Annotated in this window: 17 protein-coding genes, 1 tRNA gene and 1 other RNA gene; 2 read left to right on the top strand and 17 right to left on the bottom strand. The window is 45.6% G+C overall.

Features of this window, described 5'->3' with window-relative positions; all coding sequences use genetic code 11:
• Positions 1 to 76: 76 nt before the first annotated feature.
• The 10 genes from ssrA to MKX30_RS23290 form a co-directional block, all read right to left on the bottom strand.
• Positions 77 to 441: a transfer-messenger RNA gene (gene ssrA, locus MKX30_RS23335) on the bottom strand.
• Positions 442 to 691: 250 nt separating this feature from the next.
• A complete protein-coding gene (gene smpB, locus MKX30_RS23330; RefSeq protein WP_013308270.1) occupies positions 692 to 1,171 on the bottom strand; it encodes an SsrA-binding protein SmpB in 480 nt (159 codons plus the stop codon).
• A gap of 279 nt (positions 1,172 to 1,450) precedes the next feature.
• A complete protein-coding gene (gene rnr / locus MKX30_RS23325; protein WP_023986492.1) occupies positions 1,451 to 4,072 on the bottom strand; it encodes a ribonuclease R in 2,622 nt (873 codons plus the stop codon).
• A gap of 188 nt (positions 4,073 to 4,260) precedes the next feature.
• Complete coding sequence (gene secG, locus MKX30_RS23320) at positions 4,261 to 4,494, bottom strand: preprotein translocase subunit SecG (protein WP_013308268.1); 234 nt, start codon at positions 4,492 to 4,494, stop codon at positions 4,261 to 4,263.
• A 339-nt stretch (positions 4,495 to 4,833) separates the two neighbouring features.
• The gene (gene eno / locus MKX30_RS23315) at positions 4,834 to 6,120 is read right to left on the bottom strand and encodes a phosphopyruvate hydratase (protein WP_013308266.1); all 1,287 of its coding nucleotides are present in this window, start codon (positions 6,118 to 6,120) and stop codon (positions 4,834 to 4,836) included.
• A 63-nt stretch (positions 6,121 to 6,183) separates the two neighbouring features.
• Positions 6,184 to 7,728 carry a 2,3-bisphosphoglycerate-independent phosphoglycerate mutase gene (gene gpmI, locus MKX30_RS23310; protein WP_028541876.1) on the bottom strand — a complete coding sequence of 515 codons (1,545 nt, stop codon included), beginning with the start codon at positions 7,726 to 7,728 and terminating at the stop codon, positions 6,184 to 6,186.
• A 1-nt stretch (position 7,729) separates the two neighbouring features.
• Positions 7,730 to 8,482 carry a triose-phosphate isomerase gene (gene tpiA, locus MKX30_RS23305; protein ID WP_023986490.1) on the bottom strand — a complete coding sequence of 251 codons (753 nt, stop codon included), beginning with the start codon at positions 8,480 to 8,482 and terminating at the stop codon, positions 7,730 to 7,732.
• Positions 8,483 to 8,541: 59 nt separating this feature from the next.
• Positions 8,542 to 9,723: a phosphoglycerate kinase gene (locus MKX30_RS23300; protein ID WP_025722932.1), complete on the bottom strand. Its 1,182-nt coding sequence runs from the start codon at positions 9,721 to 9,723 to the stop codon at positions 8,542 to 8,544.
• A 120-nt stretch (positions 9,724 to 9,843) separates the two neighbouring features.
• A complete protein-coding gene (gene gap / locus MKX30_RS23295; RefSeq protein WP_023986488.1) occupies positions 9,844 to 10,854 on the bottom strand; it encodes a type I glyceraldehyde-3-phosphate dehydrogenase in 1,011 nt (336 codons plus the stop codon).
• Positions 10,855 to 10,948: 94 nt separating this feature from the next.
• Positions 10,949 to 11,986: a sugar-binding transcriptional regulator gene (locus MKX30_RS23290; protein ID WP_023986487.1), complete on the bottom strand. Its 1,038-nt coding sequence runs from the start codon at positions 11,984 to 11,986 to the stop codon at positions 10,949 to 10,951.
• A gap of 269 nt (positions 11,987 to 12,255) precedes the next feature.
• Between MKX30_RS23290 and MKX30_RS23285 the strand changes: the two genes are divergently transcribed.
• Positions 12,256 to 12,330, top strand: a tRNA-Arg gene (locus tag MKX30_RS23285).
• Between the two features lie 210 nt (positions 12,331 to 12,540).
• Positions 12,541 to 13,137, top strand: a complete 597-nt coding sequence (gene clpP, locus MKX30_RS23280; protein WP_013368815.1) for an ATP-dependent Clp endopeptidase proteolytic subunit ClpP — start codon at positions 12,541 to 12,543, stop codon at positions 13,135 to 13,137.
• A gap of 126 nt (positions 13,138 to 13,263) precedes the next feature.
• Here clpP and MKX30_RS23275 read toward each other — a convergent pair whose 3' ends face one another.
• The 7 genes from MKX30_RS23275 to MKX30_RS23245 all read right to left on the bottom strand — a co-directional run bounded on the left by MKX30_RS23275 (position 13,264) and on the right by MKX30_RS23245 (position 19,924).
• Complete coding sequence (locus MKX30_RS23275) at positions 13,264 to 14,373, bottom strand: PdaC/SigV domain-containing protein (RefSeq protein ID WP_254349147.1); 1,110 nt, start codon at positions 14,371 to 14,373, stop codon at positions 13,264 to 13,266.
• Positions 14,374 to 14,612: 239 nt separating this feature from the next.
• Positions 14,613 to 15,374 (bottom strand): SIMPL domain-containing protein, encoded by a 762-nt coding sequence (locus tag MKX30_RS23270; RefSeq protein ID WP_069080715.1) that lies wholly within the window; start codon positions 15,372 to 15,374, stop codon positions 14,613 to 14,615.
• A gap of 272 nt (positions 15,375 to 15,646) precedes the next feature.
• The gene (locus tag MKX30_RS23265; RefSeq protein WP_013368811.1) at positions 15,647 to 15,916 is read right to left on the bottom strand and encodes an HPr family phosphocarrier protein; all 270 of its coding nucleotides are present in this window, start codon (positions 15,914 to 15,916) and stop codon (positions 15,647 to 15,649) included.
• A gap of 136 nt (positions 15,917 to 16,052) precedes the next feature.
• Positions 16,053 to 16,997: a DNA-binding protein WhiA gene (gene whiA, locus MKX30_RS23260; protein WP_013308256.1), complete on the bottom strand. Its 945-nt coding sequence runs from the start codon at positions 16,995 to 16,997 to the stop codon at positions 16,053 to 16,055.
• A gap of 5 nt (positions 16,998 to 17,002) precedes the next feature.
• Entirely contained in the window at positions 17,003 to 17,989 is a 987-nt protein-coding gene (locus MKX30_RS23255) for a gluconeogenesis factor YvcK family protein (protein ID WP_023986485.1), read from the bottom strand.
• A gap of 12 nt (positions 17,990 to 18,001) precedes the next feature.
• On the bottom strand, positions 18,002 to 18,901 hold the full coding sequence (gene rapZ / locus MKX30_RS23250) for an RNase adapter RapZ (RefSeq protein ID WP_013308254.1): 900 nt from the start codon (positions 18,899 to 18,901) through the stop codon (positions 18,002 to 18,004).
• A gap of 72 nt (positions 18,902 to 18,973) precedes the next feature.
• Positions 18,974 to 19,924: an ROK family glucokinase gene (locus tag MKX30_RS23245; RefSeq protein WP_310169000.1), complete on the bottom strand. Its 951-nt coding sequence runs from the start codon at positions 19,922 to 19,924 to the stop codon at positions 18,974 to 18,976.
• Positions 19,925 to 20,302: the final 378 nt, after the last annotated feature.

Genomic DNA, 20,302 nt, shown 5'->3' with positions numbered 1-20,302 from the left:
CTTCAAGTCAATTACTAGAGCCATAATAAAAAGCCACCAACCAGAATCACTGGCTGATGGCTTTCTTGTCTTACTTAAATGGAGGCGAGGGGAGTCGAACCCCTGTCCGAAGATAACGACACATAAGCTTCTACGGGTGTAGTGACAGTTTTGATGTCACCCTAGAAACTCCCTGTCACCGGATTCCCTTCGGGTCAGCCTGATTATCTTCTTCAGCTCACCCCAGGCGGAGATGAGACAGCGTATTCCACTATTTGTTAGCCCCTATCCCAGTCACATGGACGATGCTGGGTAGAAGCACGCACACAGTTTCTTAGGCTGCGAAAGCGTAGTTGTTTTGTTGTTTGCCGTTTAATAGGCTTTAGCGTTGATGAAGCGGACGCGTCCCCACTACCCGCTACCCATGCTCGAACTATCCCCGTCGAATCCATAAACGCCCCCTTATTATAAAAGGGCTCCACGGATAAATCCGGAAATACCGGAGCATAAGCATGCATAATATCAAAAGCTGAATTCTAAGATTCAACACTCGAACAAAGTTAAAAGCTTTAAAACTGACTACTTCGTTAGTATACCATATTACAGGTCATTACGAAACGAAATGAAGCCATTTAAACCTTATAAAATAGCACCATTACAGGAACAAGTAACTTCTCCACGTAATTTGTACCATACCCAATAATAGAGCAACTTATCTTGCAATTTTCTGTTTCTCACGTAAAGCGCGCTGGATATCACGCTGTGCATCACGTTTAGCGGCAGCATCACGTTTATCATACTGCTTTTTACCTCTACCCAGTCCGAGTAAAAGCTTGGCATAACCATTGCGAACATAAATCTTTAACGGAACAATCGTGTAGCCTTCCTGTTTGGACAATCCGATAAGTTTGCGAATCTGCTCTTTATGCAACAGCAGCTTACGCGTACGGGTCGGATCGGTAGGATTATTACGATTGCCTTGCTCAAAGGGACTGATATGCATATTGTGAATATGAATTTCGCCATTACGGATCGTAGCAAATGCATCACTTATATTAGAGCGACCATTCCGTAGAGACTTAATTTCTGTTCCCGTTAGCACCATGCCCGCCTCGTAAGTGTCCTCAATAAAATAGTCATGGGAAGCTTTTTTGTTCTGGGCGAGCACTTTCCCGTCTGCCTTCTTACCCATGAATACCACTCCTTATGAATAACGTAATTCACTCTTGAAATCCAGGCATCAAAATCCGGCTACAAAGAGCCACCTAGAAATATATTGTAACAAATTTCAGATGGTAAAAGCAAGAAAGGTCAAGCCTTCTACATTTCTAACTGCACTTATATCACACTTAGAACCAAGCGGCTTCCATCCAATACAGCAGACAGAAACCGCACGTATACCTATGCTTCAAATCAGCTTCATACACTGCAATGAAAGCTCCAGCCTTCAAAGTAAGTAAGCTCTAGCTACCTACTTCTTCTTTTTCCGCACAAAGCCCGCGGTGCTATTGCCGCCACTTCCGCCCTTATTCTTCCGCTTGCGACGTGCTGCGCCTTCACCGTTTGGTCTGGCATCACTACCTGGTGTAGCTGCTCCGCCGATGAAAATACCGCTGGCAGACGTCTTCTTCCGTCGCTTGCTTGCCCCGGATGCTGGCGAGTTATACCCGCCCTTGCCACTGCCAAAGCCGAAGCTGCTAGCTGAGCCGGCTCCAGCTCCGTTTCCACCGCCGCGCCCTGAACGACCTGCGGTGCTAATACCTCCACCTACGCCTGAACCGGCTTCTTTAGGCTTCCCGGCAGCATCACGACCGCCTTTACGCTCCCTGCCAGCCTTGTCTTTACCACCCTTACGTTCGCGCCCTTCATGGGGTTTGCCTTTACCTCGGCCCTCACCGCCACGCGCAAAACCTCCGCCCTGTCCTGAACCGCCCGTCCGTTCACGGCGTTGCCGTTGCTTCATATCGACAAGTTCAAAGTCAATTGTGTAATCTTCCATGTTCACACGCGCGACGCGAACCTTAACCTCATCCCCAATGCGGAACACCTTGGAGGTGCGTTCGCCAATCAAAGCCATATGCTGCTCGTCAAAGTGGTAATAGTCGTCCGTAAGCGCACTCAGACGCGTCAGACCCTCCACTGTATTGTCCAGCTCAATGAACATCCCAAAGCTGGTTACACTGCTGATGATCCCCTCGAATTCCTCGCCGACCTTGTCCAGCATGTATTCAGCCTTTTTCATCTGCTCTGTATCACGTTCTGCATCCACAGCCACACGTTCACGCTCAGAAGATTGCTGCGCAATATCAGGCATACGTGCAGTCAAATATTCCTGACGCTCGGCTGTTAAAGCCCCGCCGTTCTCCAATACCTCACGAATGACACGGTGAATCACCAAGTCAGGGTAACGACGAATCGGCGATGTAAAATGAGAGTAATACTCCGCTGCTAGCCCAAAATGTCCTGTCGTTTCCGCATCATACTTTGCCTGCTTCATCGAACGCAGCATCATCGTGCTAAGCACAGTTTGCTCCTTCGTACCCTGAATATCTTCCAGCAACGTTTGCAGTGCACGCGGATGAATGGAATTTCCTCTACCTTTGATCTGATGCCCAAAATTAGCCGCGAAAGCCATAAAGTTTTGCAGCTTCTCTGGATCTGGGTCCTCATGAATCCGGTACAAGAAAGGTACTTTGAGCCAATGGAAATGTTCGGCTACCGTTTCATTGGCCGCCAACATAAACTCTTCAATAATTTGTTCAGCTATCGTACGCTCTCTCTTCACAATATCTACAGCTTTTCCTTCATTATCCACAATCACTTTAGCTTCATCAAAGTCAAAATCAACCGCACCTCGGCGCATTCGATTAGCACGCAGCTTCAATGCCAATTCCTTCATCGTGCCGAATACATCAACGAGATCCTTGTACCGTTCCATCAGTTCAGCATCTTCCTCTTCGAGGATTTTGCGAACGTTAGTGTACGTCATCCGTTCCTTCGTTTTAATCACACTGGTGAAAATATCATGCTTTACAACCTTCATATGCTCATTGAATTCCATCTCACAGGATAAAGTCAGTCGATCCACCTGTGGATTCAAAGAACATATTCCGTTCGAAAGTCGATGTGGAAGCATAGGAATGACACGGTCAACCAAATACACGCTACAACCGCGGTTATATGCCTCCTGATCCAGCTTAGAGTTCTCACGCACATAATACCCTACGTCGGCAATATGAACGCCCAGACGGTAGTTCCCGTTCGGCAAGCGCTCTACATTTACAGCATCATCCAGGTCTTTAGCATCCTCACCATCAATGGTAACAATGATCTTATCACGCAAATCGCGCCGTCCCTGACGTACAATCTCTTCTTCCGTAATCGCGTCGGGAGCATTCTCCGCTTCCTCTGTAACTTCATCTGGAAAAGCTTCCGGAAGCTGATGCTTGCGAATAACTGACAAAATGTCGACGCCCGGATCATCCTTATGACCCAAAACTTCCAACACTTCGCCTTCCGCCGCTGCTCGTCCTTCTGGATAGCTCACAATACGCACAACGACCTTTTGACCGTTTACGGCTCCATTGAAGCTTGTTTTTGGAATGAAAATATCCCGGTTAATACGCTTATCATCCGGCAGAACGAAACCATATGCTTCGTGGCTCTGAAACACGCCTACTACTTGAAGCACTGCACGCTTCACGATCCGTACAACTTCACCTTCTAATCGACCGCCCGCAGGTCCCTTCGAGGACACTCTTACCAGTACCGTATCTCCATTCATCGCACTTTTTAAGTCGTTCGCATGAATATATACATCCGGGTGCTCCCGGTCCTCTGGAATCAGAAAGGCAAATCCCTTGGCATGAGCCTGCAAACGCCCACGCTGCAAATCCATCCGTTCCGGCACGCCATAACGGTTTGTGCTGGTCAGCAGGATTTTCCCCTCTTCCTCCAAGGAATTCAAGAGCTTAAGAAATTCACGGAAATCCTCCGCATCCTTAATATCAAAGTGCTGCTCCAGCTCCTGGTAAGTCATGGGTTTGTATGCAGTCTCGCGCATAAAATCGAGTAGTTGTTGCTCTGTTATCATAATATTGTCCACCTCGGGTGACCTTTAATTTTCAGTAATAAATCCGCATGTCCTTGTTCCTGATACAAGGCTCTTAATATACTCATACCCTAGTATACACGAATTTAATCGACGGCATCCCTGCCTGTCCAAAATCTAAAAAAAGCCCCCGTTTCCCGCGAAACGAAGGCTTAAGGTACATATTTATCTTATTTTGCAAAAAATGCAACTAAAACAGAAACGATCATAAAACCCGCACCCAAAACAGCAGTTGCACGTTGTAAAATCAAATCCATACCGCGAGCTTTTGTTTTGCCGAACAGATGCTCAGCACCGCCAGAGATGGCACCGGACAAACCTGCGCTTTTCCCCTTTTGCAGTAAAACAACCGCAATAACAGCAATCGAGAACACAACGAGCAGCACTTTCAAAAAGATTTCCATGAAAAATCCCACCTCCTGAGCTTATACATCTGTTTTGCAAAACAACACAGCCTCTTTTATGAAAACATGTACATATCATGTTATAAATAGCCGGAAATTAACGCAAAACACTATTTTTATTCTACCACAGCTTCCAGTAGATAACAACAGTTATACAAGTCACTCAGCCATTAAGCCTTTGCAAAGTTATGTATTCTCATACACATCCATAATAACAAAAAAACAGACCTGCCCGCGGTGGCGAGTAGGTCTGTTTTTTAATGCGTAAAAGCTTTGAGCGTTGAGACTTCGTGATCATGAACCATGAGTCAGAGGCGCCATCAGCATTTTTGCGCAATATTATTTTTTCAGGTTGTAGAAAGATTTCAGGCCGTGGTATTGAGCCAGTTCACCCAGTTGATCCTCAATGCGGAGCAATTGGTTGTACTTCGCAATACGGTCAGTACGGGAAGGAGCACCTGTTTTAATTTGGCCTGCATTTGTTGCAACAGCGATATCAGCGATTGTGCTGTCTTCGGATTCACCGGAACGGTGAGAGATAACAGCTGTGTATCCTGCGCGTTTAGCCAATTCGATAGCATCGAAAGTTTCAGTCAGCGTACCGATTTGGTTTACTTTGATCAGGATGGAGTTACCGATGTTTTCATCGATACCTTTAGCCAGACGCTCTGTGTTTGTTACGAACAGGTCGTCACCAACCAATTGGATTTTGTTGCCCAATTTTTCAGTGAGCAATTTCCAACCTTCCCAGTCATCTTCGGAGCAACCATCTTCAATAGTGATGATTGGGTATTTATCAACCCAAGAAGCAAGCAGGTCAACGAACTCAGCAGAAGTGAAGGATTTGCCTTCGCCTTCCAGAGTGTATTTTCCATCTTTGAAGAACTCAGTGGAGGCAACGTCCATACCGAGGAATACGTCAACACCTGGTTTGTAACCAGCTTTTTCGATCGCTTCGATAATAGTGGACAGAGCTTCTTCGTTAGATTTGAAGTTAGGAGCAAAACCACCTTCATCACCAACAGCTGTGTTCAAACCTTTGGAGTTCAGTACGGATTTCAGGTTGTGGAAGATTTCTGCGCCTACACGCAGAGCTTCTTTGAATGTAGGAGCGCCTACAGGCAGAACCATGAACTCTTGTACGTCAACGTTATTGTCGGCATGAGCGCCACCGTTAACGATGTTCATCATTGGCACTGGCAATTGTTTAGCATTGAATCCGCCCAGGTAAGTGTACAGTGGCAAGCCCAGAGCTTCAGCAGCAGCGCGAGCTACAGCCATGGATACAGCCAGAATTGCGTTTGCACCCAATTTACCTTTGTTATGTGTACCATCCAATTTGATCATCAGCGTGTCGATTTCTACTTGGTTCACAGCATCCAAGCCGATTACTTCAGGAGCAATAATTTCGTTCACGTTTTTAACAGCTTGCAGAACGCCTTTACCCAGGTAACGGGATTTATCGTTATCACGAAGCTCTACAGCTTCGTGAGCGCCTGTGGAGGCACCGGAAGGAACGATAGCACTACCGATAGCACCGGATTCCAGATATACTTCAACTTCAACCGTTGGGTTACCACGGGAGTCGAGGACTTCGCGAGCGTACACGTCAGAAATAATAGTCATTTGTACTTAATCTCCTTTGTGAATCATGATTTATTGGTCAAGCCTATACTTATTAAATCAAGCTTACTTGCGGGATGCAATCATAGATTTTCCTGTCATTTCCGCAGGTTGCGGAAGTTGCATCAAATCCAGAAGCGTTGGAGCTACGTCAGCCAGTATTCCATGCTCACGCAAAACGATATTTTCGTCAGTCAAAATGAACGGAACCGGATTAGTTGTGTGAGCTGTGAACGGACGTCCCTGCTCATCAATTTCCATATCCGCGTTACCATGGTCAGCAATGATAATAACCACGCCGCCTTTGGCTTTAACCGCATCTACAACACGTCCAACACATTCATCCGTCGTCTCTACCGCCTTAATCGTTGGCTCCAGCATACCGGAGTGTCCAACCATATCCGGATTGGCAAAGTTCAGGATAATCGCATCATGCTTGTCGGCTTCGATTTCCTTAACAGCAGCATCCGCTACTTCATACGCACTCATTTCCGGCTGCAAGTCATATGTAGCCACTTTAGGCGAGTTGATCAAAATACGAGTTTCGCCAGGAAGCTCCACATCACGTCCGCCACTGAAAAAGAAAGTAACGTGCGGATATTTTTCAGTCTCAGCAATACGCAATTGCTTTTTGTTGTTTTGAACCAACACTTCACCAAACGTGTTATCCAGGTTTTTCGGTTCGTAAGCTACAAAGCCTTCAACCGTTTCGCTGAACAACGTCAGGCAAACAAAGTGCAAATCTTTAGGCAATTTCGGGCCACGGTCAAAACCACGGAAGTCCGCGTTTGTAAATACCTGAGACAGTTGAATCGCACGGTCAGGACGGAAATTGAGGAAGATAACAGAGTCATTGCTTTCGACCAGCCCTACAGGACTTCCGTCAGCCTTCACAATAACCGTTGGCTCCACAAATTCGTCGAACACTGATTTTTCATACGATTCTTTCAATGCTTCCATTGGATCTGTGTATTGAGGGCCTTCTCCGTATACGATTGCACGGTAAGATTTCTCCACACGTTCCCAACGTTTGTCGCGGTCCATAGCATAATAGCGTCCTTGTACAGTCGCAATTTTGCCTACGCCCACTTCTTGAATTTTGGCGATCAGTTGCTGCATGAAGCCTACGCCGCTGTCAGGCATAACGTCGCGTCCATCCATGAAAGCATGAATGTACACTTCAGTTAAGCCTTCTTTTTTCGCCAAGTCCAGCATAGCGAACAGATGGCTGATATGGCTATGCACGCCGCCGTCAGACAACAGTCCGTACAGGTGAAGTTTCGTGTTGTTCTTCTTAGCATGTTGCACTGCTTTAACCAGTGTTTCATTGTCGTAGAACTCACCGTCACGAATGGACTTCGAAATACGAGTCAAGTCTTGATATACAATTCGGCCTGCGCCGATGTTCAAGTGACCTACTTCGGAGTTACCCATTTGTCCTTCAGGCAGACCCACTGCTTCGCCAGAAGCCGTCAGCGTTGTATGAGGATACTGTTGTAAATACCGGTCGTAATTCGGTTTGTTGGCCTGCGCAACCGCATTACCTTCTACGGTGTCACGCAATCCGAACCCGTCCATAATAATTAAAGCTACCGGTTTTGGTGCTGTCATCTTACTTCGCCCCCTCAACAAGCGCGATGTACGACGCCGGTTGAAGACTGGCACCGCCCACAAGCGCGCCGTCGATATCGCTTTGACCCAGGTACTCAGTAACATTTTCAGGTTTTACACTGCCACCATACTGAATACGTACAGCATTTGCTGTATTTTCATCATACAGCTCTTTAATCAGACTACGGATATAGGAAATCACTTCATTCGCATCCTGCGAAGTGGAGGATTTGCCTGTTCCGATGGCCCAGATTGGCTCATAAGCAACAACTACTTGTGCAGCCTGATCCTTAGCCAAACCAGCAAAAGCTGCTACAGTTTGCACTTTTACAACCTCTTTGGTTTGTCCAGCTTCACGATCTTCCAGCTTTTCGCCTACACATACGATTGGAGTCAGGTCATGACGGAATGCTGCATGAACCTTTTTGTTCACCGTTTCGTCTGTTTCATTAAAATATTCACGACGCTCGGAGTGTCCGATCACAACGTAGTCTACGCCCAGATCTTTCAGCATTCCACCGCTAATTTCACCTGTAAATGCGCCATCTTCTGCAAAGTGCAGGTTTTGTGCTCCAATTTTAATAGACGTGCCTTTTACTGCTTCAACCAGAGCAGGAAGATTCGTAAATGGTGCGCAAATCACGCTTTCCACTCCTGCAACCTCTGCTTTGCCTTTGATCTCTTCGATGAAAGTTTTAGCTTCTGGTACGGTTTTAAACATCTTCCAGTTACCCGCGATAATCGGTGTTCTCAATGGTTTCAACTCCTAACTATTAGGTGCCCTAAAGCTTTATTCACGCATATTGCGTTTGATTATTTATCGTTCAGTGCAACGACACCCGGAAGTGCTTTGCCTTCCATAAATTCCAGAGATGCGCCGCCGCCAGTGGAGATATGATCCATTTTGTCAGCTAAGTGGAATTTTTCAGCCGCAGCCGCTGAATCACCGCCACCAATGATGGTGTATGCTTCAGTTGTTGCGCAAGCTTCCGCTACTTCACGAGTACCACCAGCGAAAGGTTCGATTTCAAATACACCCATTGGTCCATTCCAAACAACCAATTTGGAGTTTTTGATCACATCTGCATAGATTTTACGTGTTTTCGGTCCGATGTCCACGCCTTCCCAATCTGCAGGAATGCCGTCGATATCCACAATGTTTGTGTTCGCCGTAGCGCTGAAATCGTCAGATACAACAATATCAACCGGAAGGTAGAAGTTTTTGCCGAGTTTCTTCGCTTTTTCGATAAATCCAAGAGCTACGTCCAGTTTGGATTCATCCAGTAGAGATTGACCCACTTCATGACCTTGAGCTTTGAAGAATGTATAAGCCAAACCACCGCCAATGATTACGTTATCTGCAATGTTCAGCAGGTTGTCAATCACGTCGATTTTGTCTTTTACCTTGGAACCGCCGATAATGGCTGTAAAAGGACGATCTGGGTTTGAAAGAGCTTTACCGATTACAGACAATTCTTTCTCCATCAGCAAGCCGGAAACAGCCGGAAGAAGATGCGCGATACCTTCTGTGGAAGCATGAGCACGGTGTGCTGCACCAAATGCGTCATTCACGAAAACGTCGGCCAATTCAGCAAATTGCTTCGCCAATTCAGGATCATTCTTTTCTTCCCCTGCATAGAAACGTACATTTTCAAGCAACAGCACGTCGCCGTTTTGCAGTTCAGCCACTTTCGCTTTAACAGCTTCGCCTACCGATTCGTCCACTTTAACTACTGGTTTTTTCAGCAGCTCAGACAAACGTACGCCAACAGGAGTCAGACGCATGGATTCAACAACCTGACCTTTTGGACGTCCAAAGTGACTCGCCAAAATAACTTTTGCACCTTTTTCAATCAGGTAGTTAATGGTTGGCAAGGTTTCACGAATACGCTTGTCATCCGTAATTTTACCGTCCTCAACCGGAACGTTAAAATCTACACGAACAAACACCCGTTTTCCATTCAGTTCTATATCACGTACGCTCTTTTTGTTCATCTCCATATTCCTCCGCACCCTTATAATTTTACGAATCAGGAATTCAAGGCACATTTGATATATAAAGAGCGGAAACAATAACCTGTTTCCGCTCTATGATGTTGCTCAATAAGACTGTTCTTATTTAGCCAGTTTTGCGAAGTATTCCAACGTGCGGATCAATTGTGCAGTGTAAGACATTTCATTGTCATACCAAGCTACAGTTTTCACCAGTTGTTTGTCGCCAACAGTCAGAACTTTAGTTTGAGTTGCATCAAACAAAGAACCGAAAGTAAGACCTTTGATGTCGGAAGAAACGATTTGATCTTCAGTGTATCCATAAGTTTCAGGATCGGAAGCTTCTTTCATCGCAGCGTTGATTTCTTCAGCAGTTACGTTTTTCTCCAGAACTGTTACCAGCTCAGTCAGGGAACCTGTAGGTACTGGAACACGTTGAGCCGCGCCATCCAATTTACCTTTCAACTCAGGGATAACCAAACCGATTGCTTTAGCAGCACCAGTTGTGTTAGGAATGATGTTTTCAGCTGCTGCACGAGCACGACGGAAGTCTCCTTTAGCATGTGGAGCATCCAAAGTGTTTTGGTCGCCAGTGTAAGCATGAATTGTAGTCATCAAGCCTTCAACGATACCAAATTTATCTTGCAGTGTTTTAGCCATAGGAGCCAGGCAGTTTGTTGTGCAAGAAGCACCGGAGATTACAGTTTCAGTTCCGTCCAGAATTTCATGGTTTACGTTGTAAACGACAGTTTTCATGTCGCCAGTAGCTGGAGCGGAGATAACAACTTTTTTAGCGCCGCCTTTCAAATGTTTCTCAGCAGCTTCTTTAGTTGTGAAGAAACCTGTACATTCCAGAACGATGTCTACACCCAGGTCTCCCCAAGGCAGTTCTTCAGGGTTGCGGTTAGCCAAAACTTTAACTTCTTTACCGTTTACTTTGAAGAAGCCGTCATGTACTTCTACTTGTCCTTGGAAATTACCTTGTGTTGTATCATATTTCAACAAATGTGCCAACATTTTGGAATCTGTCAAGTCATTGATTGCTACTACTTCAATACCTTCCACATTTTGAATCCGGCGGAAAGCAAGGCGTCCAATACGTCCGAAACCGTTAATACCAACTTTAACTGTCATGAGTGAGTTCCTCCCAAAGTTCGTTTAGTTTAGTTTTATATATTCAAGACAGACCCGAAAGCCCGTCAAGACAACATTATTCATAAATCCTATATTAATCATTTAAATAACGACTTACAATCTCAACAGCAGCGCCTTCGTCGGTGACTAGAATGTCCTCTTGCCCGAAACGCAGTACCGCATGAATAGCGGCCGCCTTGTTTTTGCCTCCAGCTACACCTAGCACCGTATCGGTACGCCTAATGTCCTCCAATCGGAGTCCAAGCGTCAGCATTCTGTGAACAACGACGCCATCTTCGTTAAAGTAATAACCAAACGATTCGGCTACCGCTCCTTCACTGCTGATCTGGGCAAAGGTTTCGGGATCAAGTTTACGTCTATGTGCCATCGCTATGGCGTTGCCTATCCCGTGAATGATGATACGACTCTCGCGAATCAGGTTCAATATATCCTGAATGTTCGTATCTTCAAGCAAGGAGTTGTAAGCATGATTGCTGAGCAAATCCGGTACATGGAGCAGACGGTATTGAGCGCCTACCTTGCGCGCCATTGTGGAAGCAATTGTGTTGGCCTGCATTTCCATGCTTTCTCCCAAACCTCCGCGTGCCGGTACAAACCACCCACCCTTAAGTGGGCCATTAGAAGGTAGTGCCAGTTGTTCCGCCACGTCGGCAATCGTCGTGCCACCTGTTACAGCGACCACATCCTCGTCGTCCATAACACTCAGCAACGCTTTTGCTCCAGCGCGCCCCAGCTCCTGCTTTGTTAACGGAGAAGCATCCGAATCCCCTGGAACGACAACCACCTTTCTCAAACCATAGGCTTGACGAATCTGGTCCTCCAATTGGGACAGGCCGAACAAGTTGTTCGCAATCGGCTCCAGCTGTTCCAGCAGATCCAGTCCTGCTTTGCTCACCTTCATGCCTACACTCTCAATCTCAATTAGCCCCTGAGCTTTAAGAAGATCGGTTTCGGCGCGCAACACGCGCTCAGTCATGTTCAGTGAAGCTGCCAGTGTTCTGCGTCCAACAACATCGGACAGCATAATCTGATGCAGGATCGTGTACCTTTTTTTCAAAACATCCATGAGGTCGGGCAGAAGCTGCTTCTGTATTTCTAATATCTTTCGCATGCTTTCCACTCCCGCACACTTCTAAGTTCTGTCTCTAATGCTCTATCTCTAACTGGTCTCAAAACGTCCCGGGATAACTTTTTAAGTCCCACGTATATCTTAACCAATATTTGCTCCATATGCAAGTCTATCTGAACCTATATTTCTCAACCATTTATCTGAATATGCGCATTTAATAAAAGCTTGCAATTCACTGCTGTATATCATATAATCATCTTTGTTTCCAATTAGCTGTTTAATTAGTTAGTTGTTTGCATTGAATCAACTATGCGCCCGTGGTCCAACGGATATGACGTAGGCCTCCGGAGCCTGAGATCGAGGTTCGATTCCTCGCGGGCGCGCCATTTTAAATGAACGCTTAGATGCTTCTATATAATGTTTTAACCAATAAGAGCGCTGAGGGCTCTTTTTTTTAATCATTAGTTTGACTTTCTTTGACTTTTTGTTTGAAATTGTTTATCATGTGGTTAATACGGTAACAGTTTATAAATAAGGGACGTGTAATCGGCATGTCCACCAAATCCACTAACGATATTTAAGGGAGGTTTTTTGACGTGAGCTATGTTCCTATGGTAGTAGAACAAAGTAACCGCGGCGAACGCGCCTATGACATTTATTCCAGACTGTTAAAGGATCGCATTATTTTGTTAGGCTCGGACGTCAATGACGTTGTAGCCAACTCTATAATTGCGCAAATGCTGTTTTTGGCTGCCGAAGATCCTGAAAAAGATATTCACTTGTATATTAACAGCCCTGGCGGTTCCATTACAGCTGGTATGGCCATTTTCGATACGATGCAATACATTAAACCTGACGTATCTACGATTTGCGTAGGTATGGCGGCTTCCATGGGCGCGTTTTTGCTGAATGCAGGCGCCAAAGGTAAACGTTTCGCTTTGCCAAACAGTGAAATTATGATTCACCAACCCCTGGGTGGTGCACAAGGCCAGGCAACGGATATCGAAATCCGCGCACGCCGCATTCTGAAAATGCGTGATAAACTGAACCGCATTCTCGCAGATCGCACAGGCCAACCACTGGAGCGCATTGAAAAAGATACAGACCGTGACTACTTCATGTCTGCTGATGATGCCAAGGAATACGGTATTATTGATAAAGTGCTAACTAGCTCCTCTCCAGAAGGTGTATAAGAGAAGAAATTTACCTCTTTCGATAACTGGTAAATGAAAAAGCTGCTCCGGACTTTCTTATCCGGTAGGCAGCTTTTTTGCTTTATTGTTTTTTAGGTTATAGACAATTGGACTTATTTATTTCTACTATTCATTCTGTCCCGCAAAAGGCTTTCCGCCTTGAGGCAGCAATTGACCGAACGAGTAGGTAAACTCCGGAATTCCATACGCGTATGGCGCATAATCATACAAATCAAACACGATTGTTACTCCACTGTTCGTCACATAAAAATTCTGATCTGCCGCCAGCTCTTTAAATTTGCCGAATCCTTCGCCAGCCTGAAGTGCATCGATTTTTTTCTTCAAATCAGCATTGAGGAACTTTTTGTAGTTCGGATTTGCCTTCAATACGTCAGACAATTGCAGCAGTTTACCATCAGCGAGCGAGAACGTATATCCTTTACGTGCCGTCATGCCATGCGCGCCACCCGTATACGAGTAGTCCTGCATAATCACACTCAGAATACCATCTTTGTTATAGGCAATCACAAAATCATTTCCGAACTCATACGGTCTTTCTGTTGTAGCCTCTCCCTCAGCCATCATCTTTTTGCCTGCTGCCAATATACCTTCTGCATGCTTTTTAAGCACATTGTTAATGGCCTGTTGAGCCTCAGAATTCAGCTGGCTACCGCTGATTTGCGGGTACTTAATTTTGTAGGACACCTTCGCACTACTCGAAGCTGGAAGTGTTTGAGACGCAATTGTAATCGGATTTAGCTGGCTTTTACTCAGCGTTACTGTTTTCTGAGCTGCATTCCATTGAGCATCTATGCCCAGATAGTCTTTCAGCAAACTCATAGGAATATATAGCTTCCCAGCGATCTGTTTGGCATCCATACTACGTGTATTGATTCCATTGACGTTGACGTAGGCATCCGAGGAAGAAGCCATAATGTAAAGTTTATTGTACCCGCTACCTACGGTATATGTCGCTGTTTTCGCATCATAGCTTACTGGAATCCCCAAGCTGTCGCGCAGTGCGGCCACCGGAATCATTGTACTCCCGTTCACTTGCACACCTTTAGCGGGCAACGTTTTACCATTCCATTGGATGGTGATTCCTGGTTGCTGTGTTGTCGCTTGCTGCTGTTTCGTCGATGCTGCCTGGATATAGGAAACGGGAACAGCTGTGACTCCTGCGAAAATCCCTGCCGCCAGCAGTGCTGAACCCCATTTTTTTGCATGCTTACTCATATTAAATATTCCTCCTGTTAATGATCTGTATTGTCTATGTGTGGTAACTACTTTTAATATTATATCTATACCCTATTGTATGTAGTTTACAATCTGTACACTCTCCGATTTCAATATGTACACCTAATAACCCTTAGCTATGACAGACTCATTACAAAAAGGTTTCGGTATACAAAAAAAGCCAGCAAGCCAGCCTGCACATGATGCAGGCCGCTTGTGGCTTCGTTTGATGATCTATATTAGTTCATTTCGTATTGAGCCGACACCTGAACTTTCACTGTTACTTGCCCCGATTGTATCTCTGTCCCGCCACCTGCTACGTCCAAGAGCGATTTTGACATGGCATTTTCACGTTGTGTAAAGATTTGTGCTTCTCCGCCATCTACCGTCACACTCACAAGGACACCTAACCCTCGTTTGGCTGCCTTAGCTACAGCACTGGCTTTAGATTGTGCGCTTCCCAATGCCTTAGTAATGGCTTCTTCTTCATAAGTCGAAGGATTTTCCACGGAAAAACGTACATTATCTACGTTATTGGCTCCGGACTTGGTCGCCTCATCCAACAACTGACCGATTTTATCCAAATCGCGGTATTTGACGGAAAGTGTATGGTTGGCAGTGTAGCCTTTGAGCTTCTGCCCTTCTTTTTCGTTATAGGTGTAGTTAGGCTGTACATAAAACTGGCTGGTCTGAATGTCATCTGCGCTAATGCTCCACTTTTCTTTCAGCAGTTGTGTAACCTTGTTCAATTTTGTAGCATTGGCTTTTTGAGCAGCGGCTGCCGTATTCCCTTCCGATTGTACACCGATAGAGAGATAAGCAATATCGGGCTTCGCCAATACTTCCCCGCTTCCAGTCACATTAATTACACCGTTTACCGTCGAAGCTGTTGACGCAGCATAAGCACGATCTGCCCCCGTCCATAATCCTCCTGCTACTCCCCCTGCCATTAATGCTCCTGCGAGAACTGCCGTGGCTACTGTTTTTGTCCAAAGTCTCATTGAATTCAACCTCTTTCTTGAAAATGTTTGTACCTTCCAGACGGAAAAGACGGAAAAAGGTTGCAGCCAAGCGTACAAATTTCCGAAACAGAGCATGACCACGGGGATTTTAATTATTTATAGTTTGAACTTAATACAGTGTCTATATTCAACAAATCCATCCATAAAACAGTTAACGGAGGAGTTTTCGAAGACTTTTTTCTGGATACAAAAAAAGCCCCAAAGGGGCTTTTCACTAAGAGCATACACCATATTACAAAGCAAATATTTGTTTATTGATTTTCCAGTTCTACCTTACTAACCAAACTTACTAAAGCGTTTACAGCCTGTTCGGCGTCCGCACCTTCAGCACTAATATTGATTTCAGTACCTGTACTGATGGCAAGACTCATAATACCCATGATGCTCTTGGCATTAACCTTTTTGTCTTCTTTTTCCACAAAAATCTCAGATGAATATTTATTCGCTTCCTGTACGAACAACGCAGCAGGTCTGGCGTGCAGTCCTGTTTTCAAGCGTACGACTACCGGATGTTTTGACATGTCAGCTTACCCCCTCATCAAATAAATCTGGACACTACTTACTCCATTTTATTTATCACATTATAACATTAACCCGGGACAGACACTAGAAAAAAAACTAAAAAAACCGGGGCTGAAAGCCCCACGGACATTCTTTTTACGGAATCAGGCCATTTTCGCCCCTGATTTTGTCAGCCATCTCATCAATTTTGCGAAGCCGATGATTTACACCCGATTTACTCACGACCCCTTTGAGCATTTCCCCGACTTCTTTTAAATTCAAATCGGGATGAGCGAGACGAATTTCTGCCACTTCACGCAGTTTATCCGGCAAGGTCTCCAAACCAACTTCCCTCTCCAGCAACTTAATATTCTCAATTTGCCGGACAGCAGCTCCGATCGTCTTGTTCAAATTAGCCGTTTCACAATTGACAATGCGATTTACGGAATTGCGCATATCGCGCATAATGCGTACATCTTCAAATTTGAACAAGGCTTGATGCGCCCCAATGATGCTAAGCAGCTCAATGATCTTCTCGCCTTCCTTGATGTAGAGAATAAAACCTTTTTTTCGCTCAATACAGCGAGCATTTAGATGAAATTCATTCGCAAGATCAACGAGTGCCTGACAATGCTCCTCATACATCGAAGAAATTTCAAGGTGGTAAGACGATCCTTCAGGATTGTTGACAGAGCCACCTGCCATAAAGGCGCCCCGCAAATAAGCCCTCTTACAACAGTTTTTCCGAACGATATCCCGATTAATCCCGTCAGTGAACAAGAAACCTTCTGAGACGATATAAAGATCCTTTAGCAGCTGTTGCACACCATTGGGAATACGGACAATGTACACATTATTTTTTTTCAAGCGCATTTTTTTCCGTACAAGCAGTTCGATATGAAGTTGAAAATGCTTCTTGATCAAGGAGTAAATCCGCCTTGCAATCGCGGCATTTTCTGTGGACACGTCCAATATCACCCTTTTATTCGACAGTTGTACGGATCCGAGCATACGTATGAGCGCAGATAGTTCCGCTTTCTCACAACAGGACTGGCTTTCAATCATCGTAAGCTCTTTTTTCGTTTGTGCCGCAAAGGACAAGGGACTCACCTCCTTCTTAATATCCAGTTTTGTACCAATTGGTAAATATGCTGGCTTAATTTGTCGGCATCATGCCGTAGATACGTACGGAACAAAACTAAAGTATCTGCCACCACTTTATATCCCCGATCGGTCAGCTCGCCCATGTCTACTTGAACTGGCTTAGCGCCCTGCTCGGCATACATTTCCTGTACTTGGGGTGGAATTTCTCCGTTATTTACAATGACATAGTCGAAGAGATGATGCCCTACATGCTCAAAAATAGCTTGCAGGTGATCTCCTACCGTATAGCCATCGGTTTCTCCAGGCTGGGTCATAACGTTACAGACAAATATTTTGATAGCGTCTGATTTTACTACAGCTTCAGCGAGTTTAGGTACAAGCAAATTCGGTAATATGCTGGTATATAGACTGCCGGGGCCAATCAAAATCGCATCAGCCTCATTAATGGCCTCTACAGCCTCAGGCAACGGCTCCACGTGAGTCGGTTCAAGAAAGACGCGTTTGATTCGTCCGCCCGCTTCCGGGATCTTGGACTCTCCGGTAATCACCGTGCCATCCTCCATTTCGGCACTTAGCACAACGCCTTCCTCAGCTGCCGGCAGCACGCGTCCCCGGACAGCAAATACACGGCTAAGCTCACGCACCGCCGTTACAAAATCTCCCGATATATCGGTCATCGCTGCTAAAATCAGATTACCCAGGCTGTGGCCTGACAATCCTGATCCCGCACCGAAACGGTATTTCAGCATATCTGACATCACTGGTTCCACGTCAGCCAAGGCAGTCAGCACATTGCGAATATCCCCTGGAGGGGGCATCTGCAGCTCACTGCGCAAAATCCCGGAGCTTCCGCCATCGTCAGCGACTGTAACAATAGCCGTAATATCTAGCGGCTTTTGCTTTAAGCCCCGCAGCATGACGGACAAGCCGGTTCCGCCGCCCATAACAACAATACGTGGGCGCTCCCGTTGTGATCCGGTCTCTTTCATGATTTCACCTCATTAATGCCGGTCCCGATCAGCATCCCGATGCGAAACAGAAACAGATTCTGTCTCGCTGGCACCCAGCATTTTTCCTAAATACTCCGATATTGCAACAGAACGATGCTTACCGCCAGTACAGCCAATGCCGATAATGACCTGGCTTTTGCCTTCTTTGCGATATTGCGGAATCAAAAAGTGTAACATATCCAGCAACTTGGTCAAGAATGCCTGAGTCTCGGGCCATTTCATGACATAATCATATACATCGCTATCCTGTCCCGTGTGGGGACGTAGTTGGTCCACATAGTGGGGATTAGGCAGGAAGCGCACATCGAATATAAGATCGGCATCAATGGGAATACCATACTTGAAGCCAAAAGAAGTAATGTTCACGGAAAGCATACTACTCTCCAGATGAGAAAATCGTGAAATAATCCTCGCCTTTAAGGTTGCAGGCTTCATCACACTTGTATCAATAACCTGTGTAGCCGAGCTTTTTAATTCTTCCAACATCTTGCGCTCCAACCGAATCCCATCCAAAGGCATGCCGTCTGGAGCCAGCGGATGACGTCTACGGCTTTCCTTATACCGCTGTACGAGAACGCCATCATTCGCATTTAAGAATAAAATTTCACAATGAATCGTAAAATGATCTTTAATATAATTCAACGATTCAGACAAGGCGGTGAAAAATTCTCGTCCGCGTAAATCAATTACGAGTGCCACCTTGCCTATTTTACCGTTAGACTGCTCAATCAACTCGGCAAATTTGGGAATCAGTACAGGAGGCAAATTATCAACGCAGAAGAAGCCCAAGTCTTCCAGGCTCTGAACCGCAATGGTCTTCCCTGCGCCTGACATCCCCGTAATAATAATGAGCGTTGCCCACGGCGCAGCATTTTTTAGGTTATCTGTCATATGGACTTCCCTCTCCTTTTGCTTCTTCGCTCTATGCCAGTACCCGTATTATCAGTAACCTGTGGATCAGGATCAGGAACGTAGCAACAAACCAGCTGCCCCTACGATACCTGCGTCATTGCCCAGCACAGCTGGAACAATCGATACCCCTTTTTGAAGGGGCTCAGGTGCCAGTTTGGTGTACACGCGACGCATCTCTTCAAACAAAAAGTCGCCTGCTTTGGAAACACCGCCACCTATGATAAACAACTCTGGATTAAGCACAGCGGCAACTGCTGCCATAGATTTCCCCAAATAGAAAGCAGCACGGTTCACGATACGCAGAGCGACTTCATCTCCAGCTTTAGCAGCATCAAATACTTCCTTGGCAGCAATTTGATCTTCCAGCGCCAGAGAGGTCCGATCGCCACGTTCCACAGCGTCCTTGGCCATACGAATAATGCCTGTTGCAGAAGATACGGTTTCCAAACAACCCATTTTGCCGCATCCACACTGAATAGCCTCCAGATCAGGTACGACGCTGATATGACCAATTTCTCCGGCCATGCCCGAGAAACCTTGATATATTTTACCATTAATAATAATGCCGCCCCCAACACCTGTTCCCAGGGTATAGCATACGCAATTTTCGATACCTTTGCCTGCTCCGGCCCAAGCTTCGCCAAGCGCGGCAACATTGGCATCATTGTCTATTTTCACAGGCTTGCCAATCCGGTTCTCTAGGAGCGCACGGATCGGTACGTCACGAAAGCCAATATTAGGAGCGAGGACAATAATACCATCACGAACATTCGTAAAACCTGCAACGCCTGCACCGACACCCTTTAGTTGATCCCACTCATAAGGAGATTGCTCAACAATATGCCGCACATATTTTTCGATATTACCGATGACAACGTCTACACCTTTATCGGTTTCGGTTGGTCCCTCATATGTGTGCAAAAGCTGTCCGTTTTCATTACAAATGCCGACTTTAATCGCGGTACCGCCCAAATCGACACCTACATAGATACTTTCAGACATGTTCCAAGCCACCTTTATGTTTACTTAAAAACCTGGTATGAAATATATGCTTACAATTCCTACTTCATAATAGTAATCCTACGTTCCAACTATAATTGAAGCCCCCGTTACGGTCAAGGACACTTCCTTGTTGAGAAGTGTACGATTAGCGGAATTTTTAACCTCATGCACCCATAAGAAAAACGTCTATTGACGTACTTTCAAGGAAGCCAGACCACGCTTAACGGAAATTTTTCTTGCGATTATAGATTGTTCAGCTCCGCTGAAAACTTATAAATTCTATAATCATAAAAAGGAGAAAGCCTGTGCAAACGCAGCAGGCTTTCTCTTCCTGAACAAAAGATGCGGCATAACAGAGGTTTCCTTCGCTCTCCCGTT

The sequence above is a fragment of the Paenibacillus sp. FSL P2-0173 genome (genome assembly GCF_038008045.1).
Taxonomy (GTDB): Bacteria; Bacillota; Bacilli; order Paenibacillales; family Paenibacillaceae; genus Paenibacillus; species Paenibacillus polymyxa_B.
This window is presented reverse-complemented; position numbering and strand designations above follow the sequence as displayed.

Bases quoted from the DNA above. Each gene is read 5' to 3' on its own strand.
- MKX30_RS23290 (WP_023986487.1), bottom strand. From the start codon at position 11,986: ATGCGAAAGATATTAGAAATACAGAAGCAGCTTCTGCCCGACCTCATG.
- MKX30_RS23275 (WP_254349147.1), bottom strand. From the start codon at position 14,373: ATGAGTAAGCATGCAAAAAAATGGGGTTCAGCACTGCTGGCGGCAGGG.
- rapZ (WP_013308254.1), bottom strand. From the start codon at position 18,901: ATGACAGATAACCTAAAAAATGCTGCGCCGTGGGCAACGCTCATTATT.
- MKX30_RS23245 (WP_310169000.1), bottom strand. From the start codon at position 19,924: ATGTCTGAAAGTATCTATGTAGGTGTCGATTTGGGCGGTACCGCGATT.
- secG (WP_013308268.1), bottom strand. From the start codon at position 4,494: ATGGAAATCTTTTTGAAAGTGCTGCTCGTTGTGTTCTCGATTGCTGTT.
- MKX30_RS23270 (WP_069080715.1), bottom strand. From the start codon at position 15,374: ATGAGACTTTGGACAAAAACAGTAGCCACGGCAGTTCTCGCAGGAGCA.
- gap (WP_023986488.1), bottom strand. From the start codon at position 10,854: ATGACAGTTAAAGTTGGTATTAACGGTTTCGGACGTATTGGACGCCTT.
- gpmI (WP_028541876.1), bottom strand. From the start codon at position 7,728: ATGACAGCACCAAAACCGGTAGCTTTAATTATTATGGACGGGTTCGGA.
- MKX30_RS23265 (WP_013368811.1), bottom strand. From the start codon at position 15,916: ATGTCAAAACATCCGGTAGTCGTACGCTTGAAAACAGGACTGCACGCC.
- MKX30_RS23300 (WP_025722932.1), bottom strand. From the start codon at position 9,723: ATGAACAAAAAGAGCGTACGTGATATAGAACTGAATGGAAAACGGGTG.
- MKX30_RS23255 (WP_023986485.1), bottom strand. From the start codon at position 17,989: ATGAAAGAGACCGGATCACAACGGGAGCGCCCACGTATTGTTGTTATG.
- rnr (WP_023986492.1), bottom strand. From the start codon at position 4,072: ATGATAACAGAGCAACAACTACTCGATTTTATGCGCGAGACTGCATAC.
- smpB (WP_013308270.1), bottom strand. From the start codon at position 1,171: ATGGGTAAGAAGGCAGACGGGAAAGTGCTCGCCCAGAACAAAAAAGCT.
- eno (WP_013308266.1), bottom strand. From the start codon at position 6,120: ATGACTATTATTTCTGACGTGTACGCTCGCGAAGTCCTCGACTCCCGT.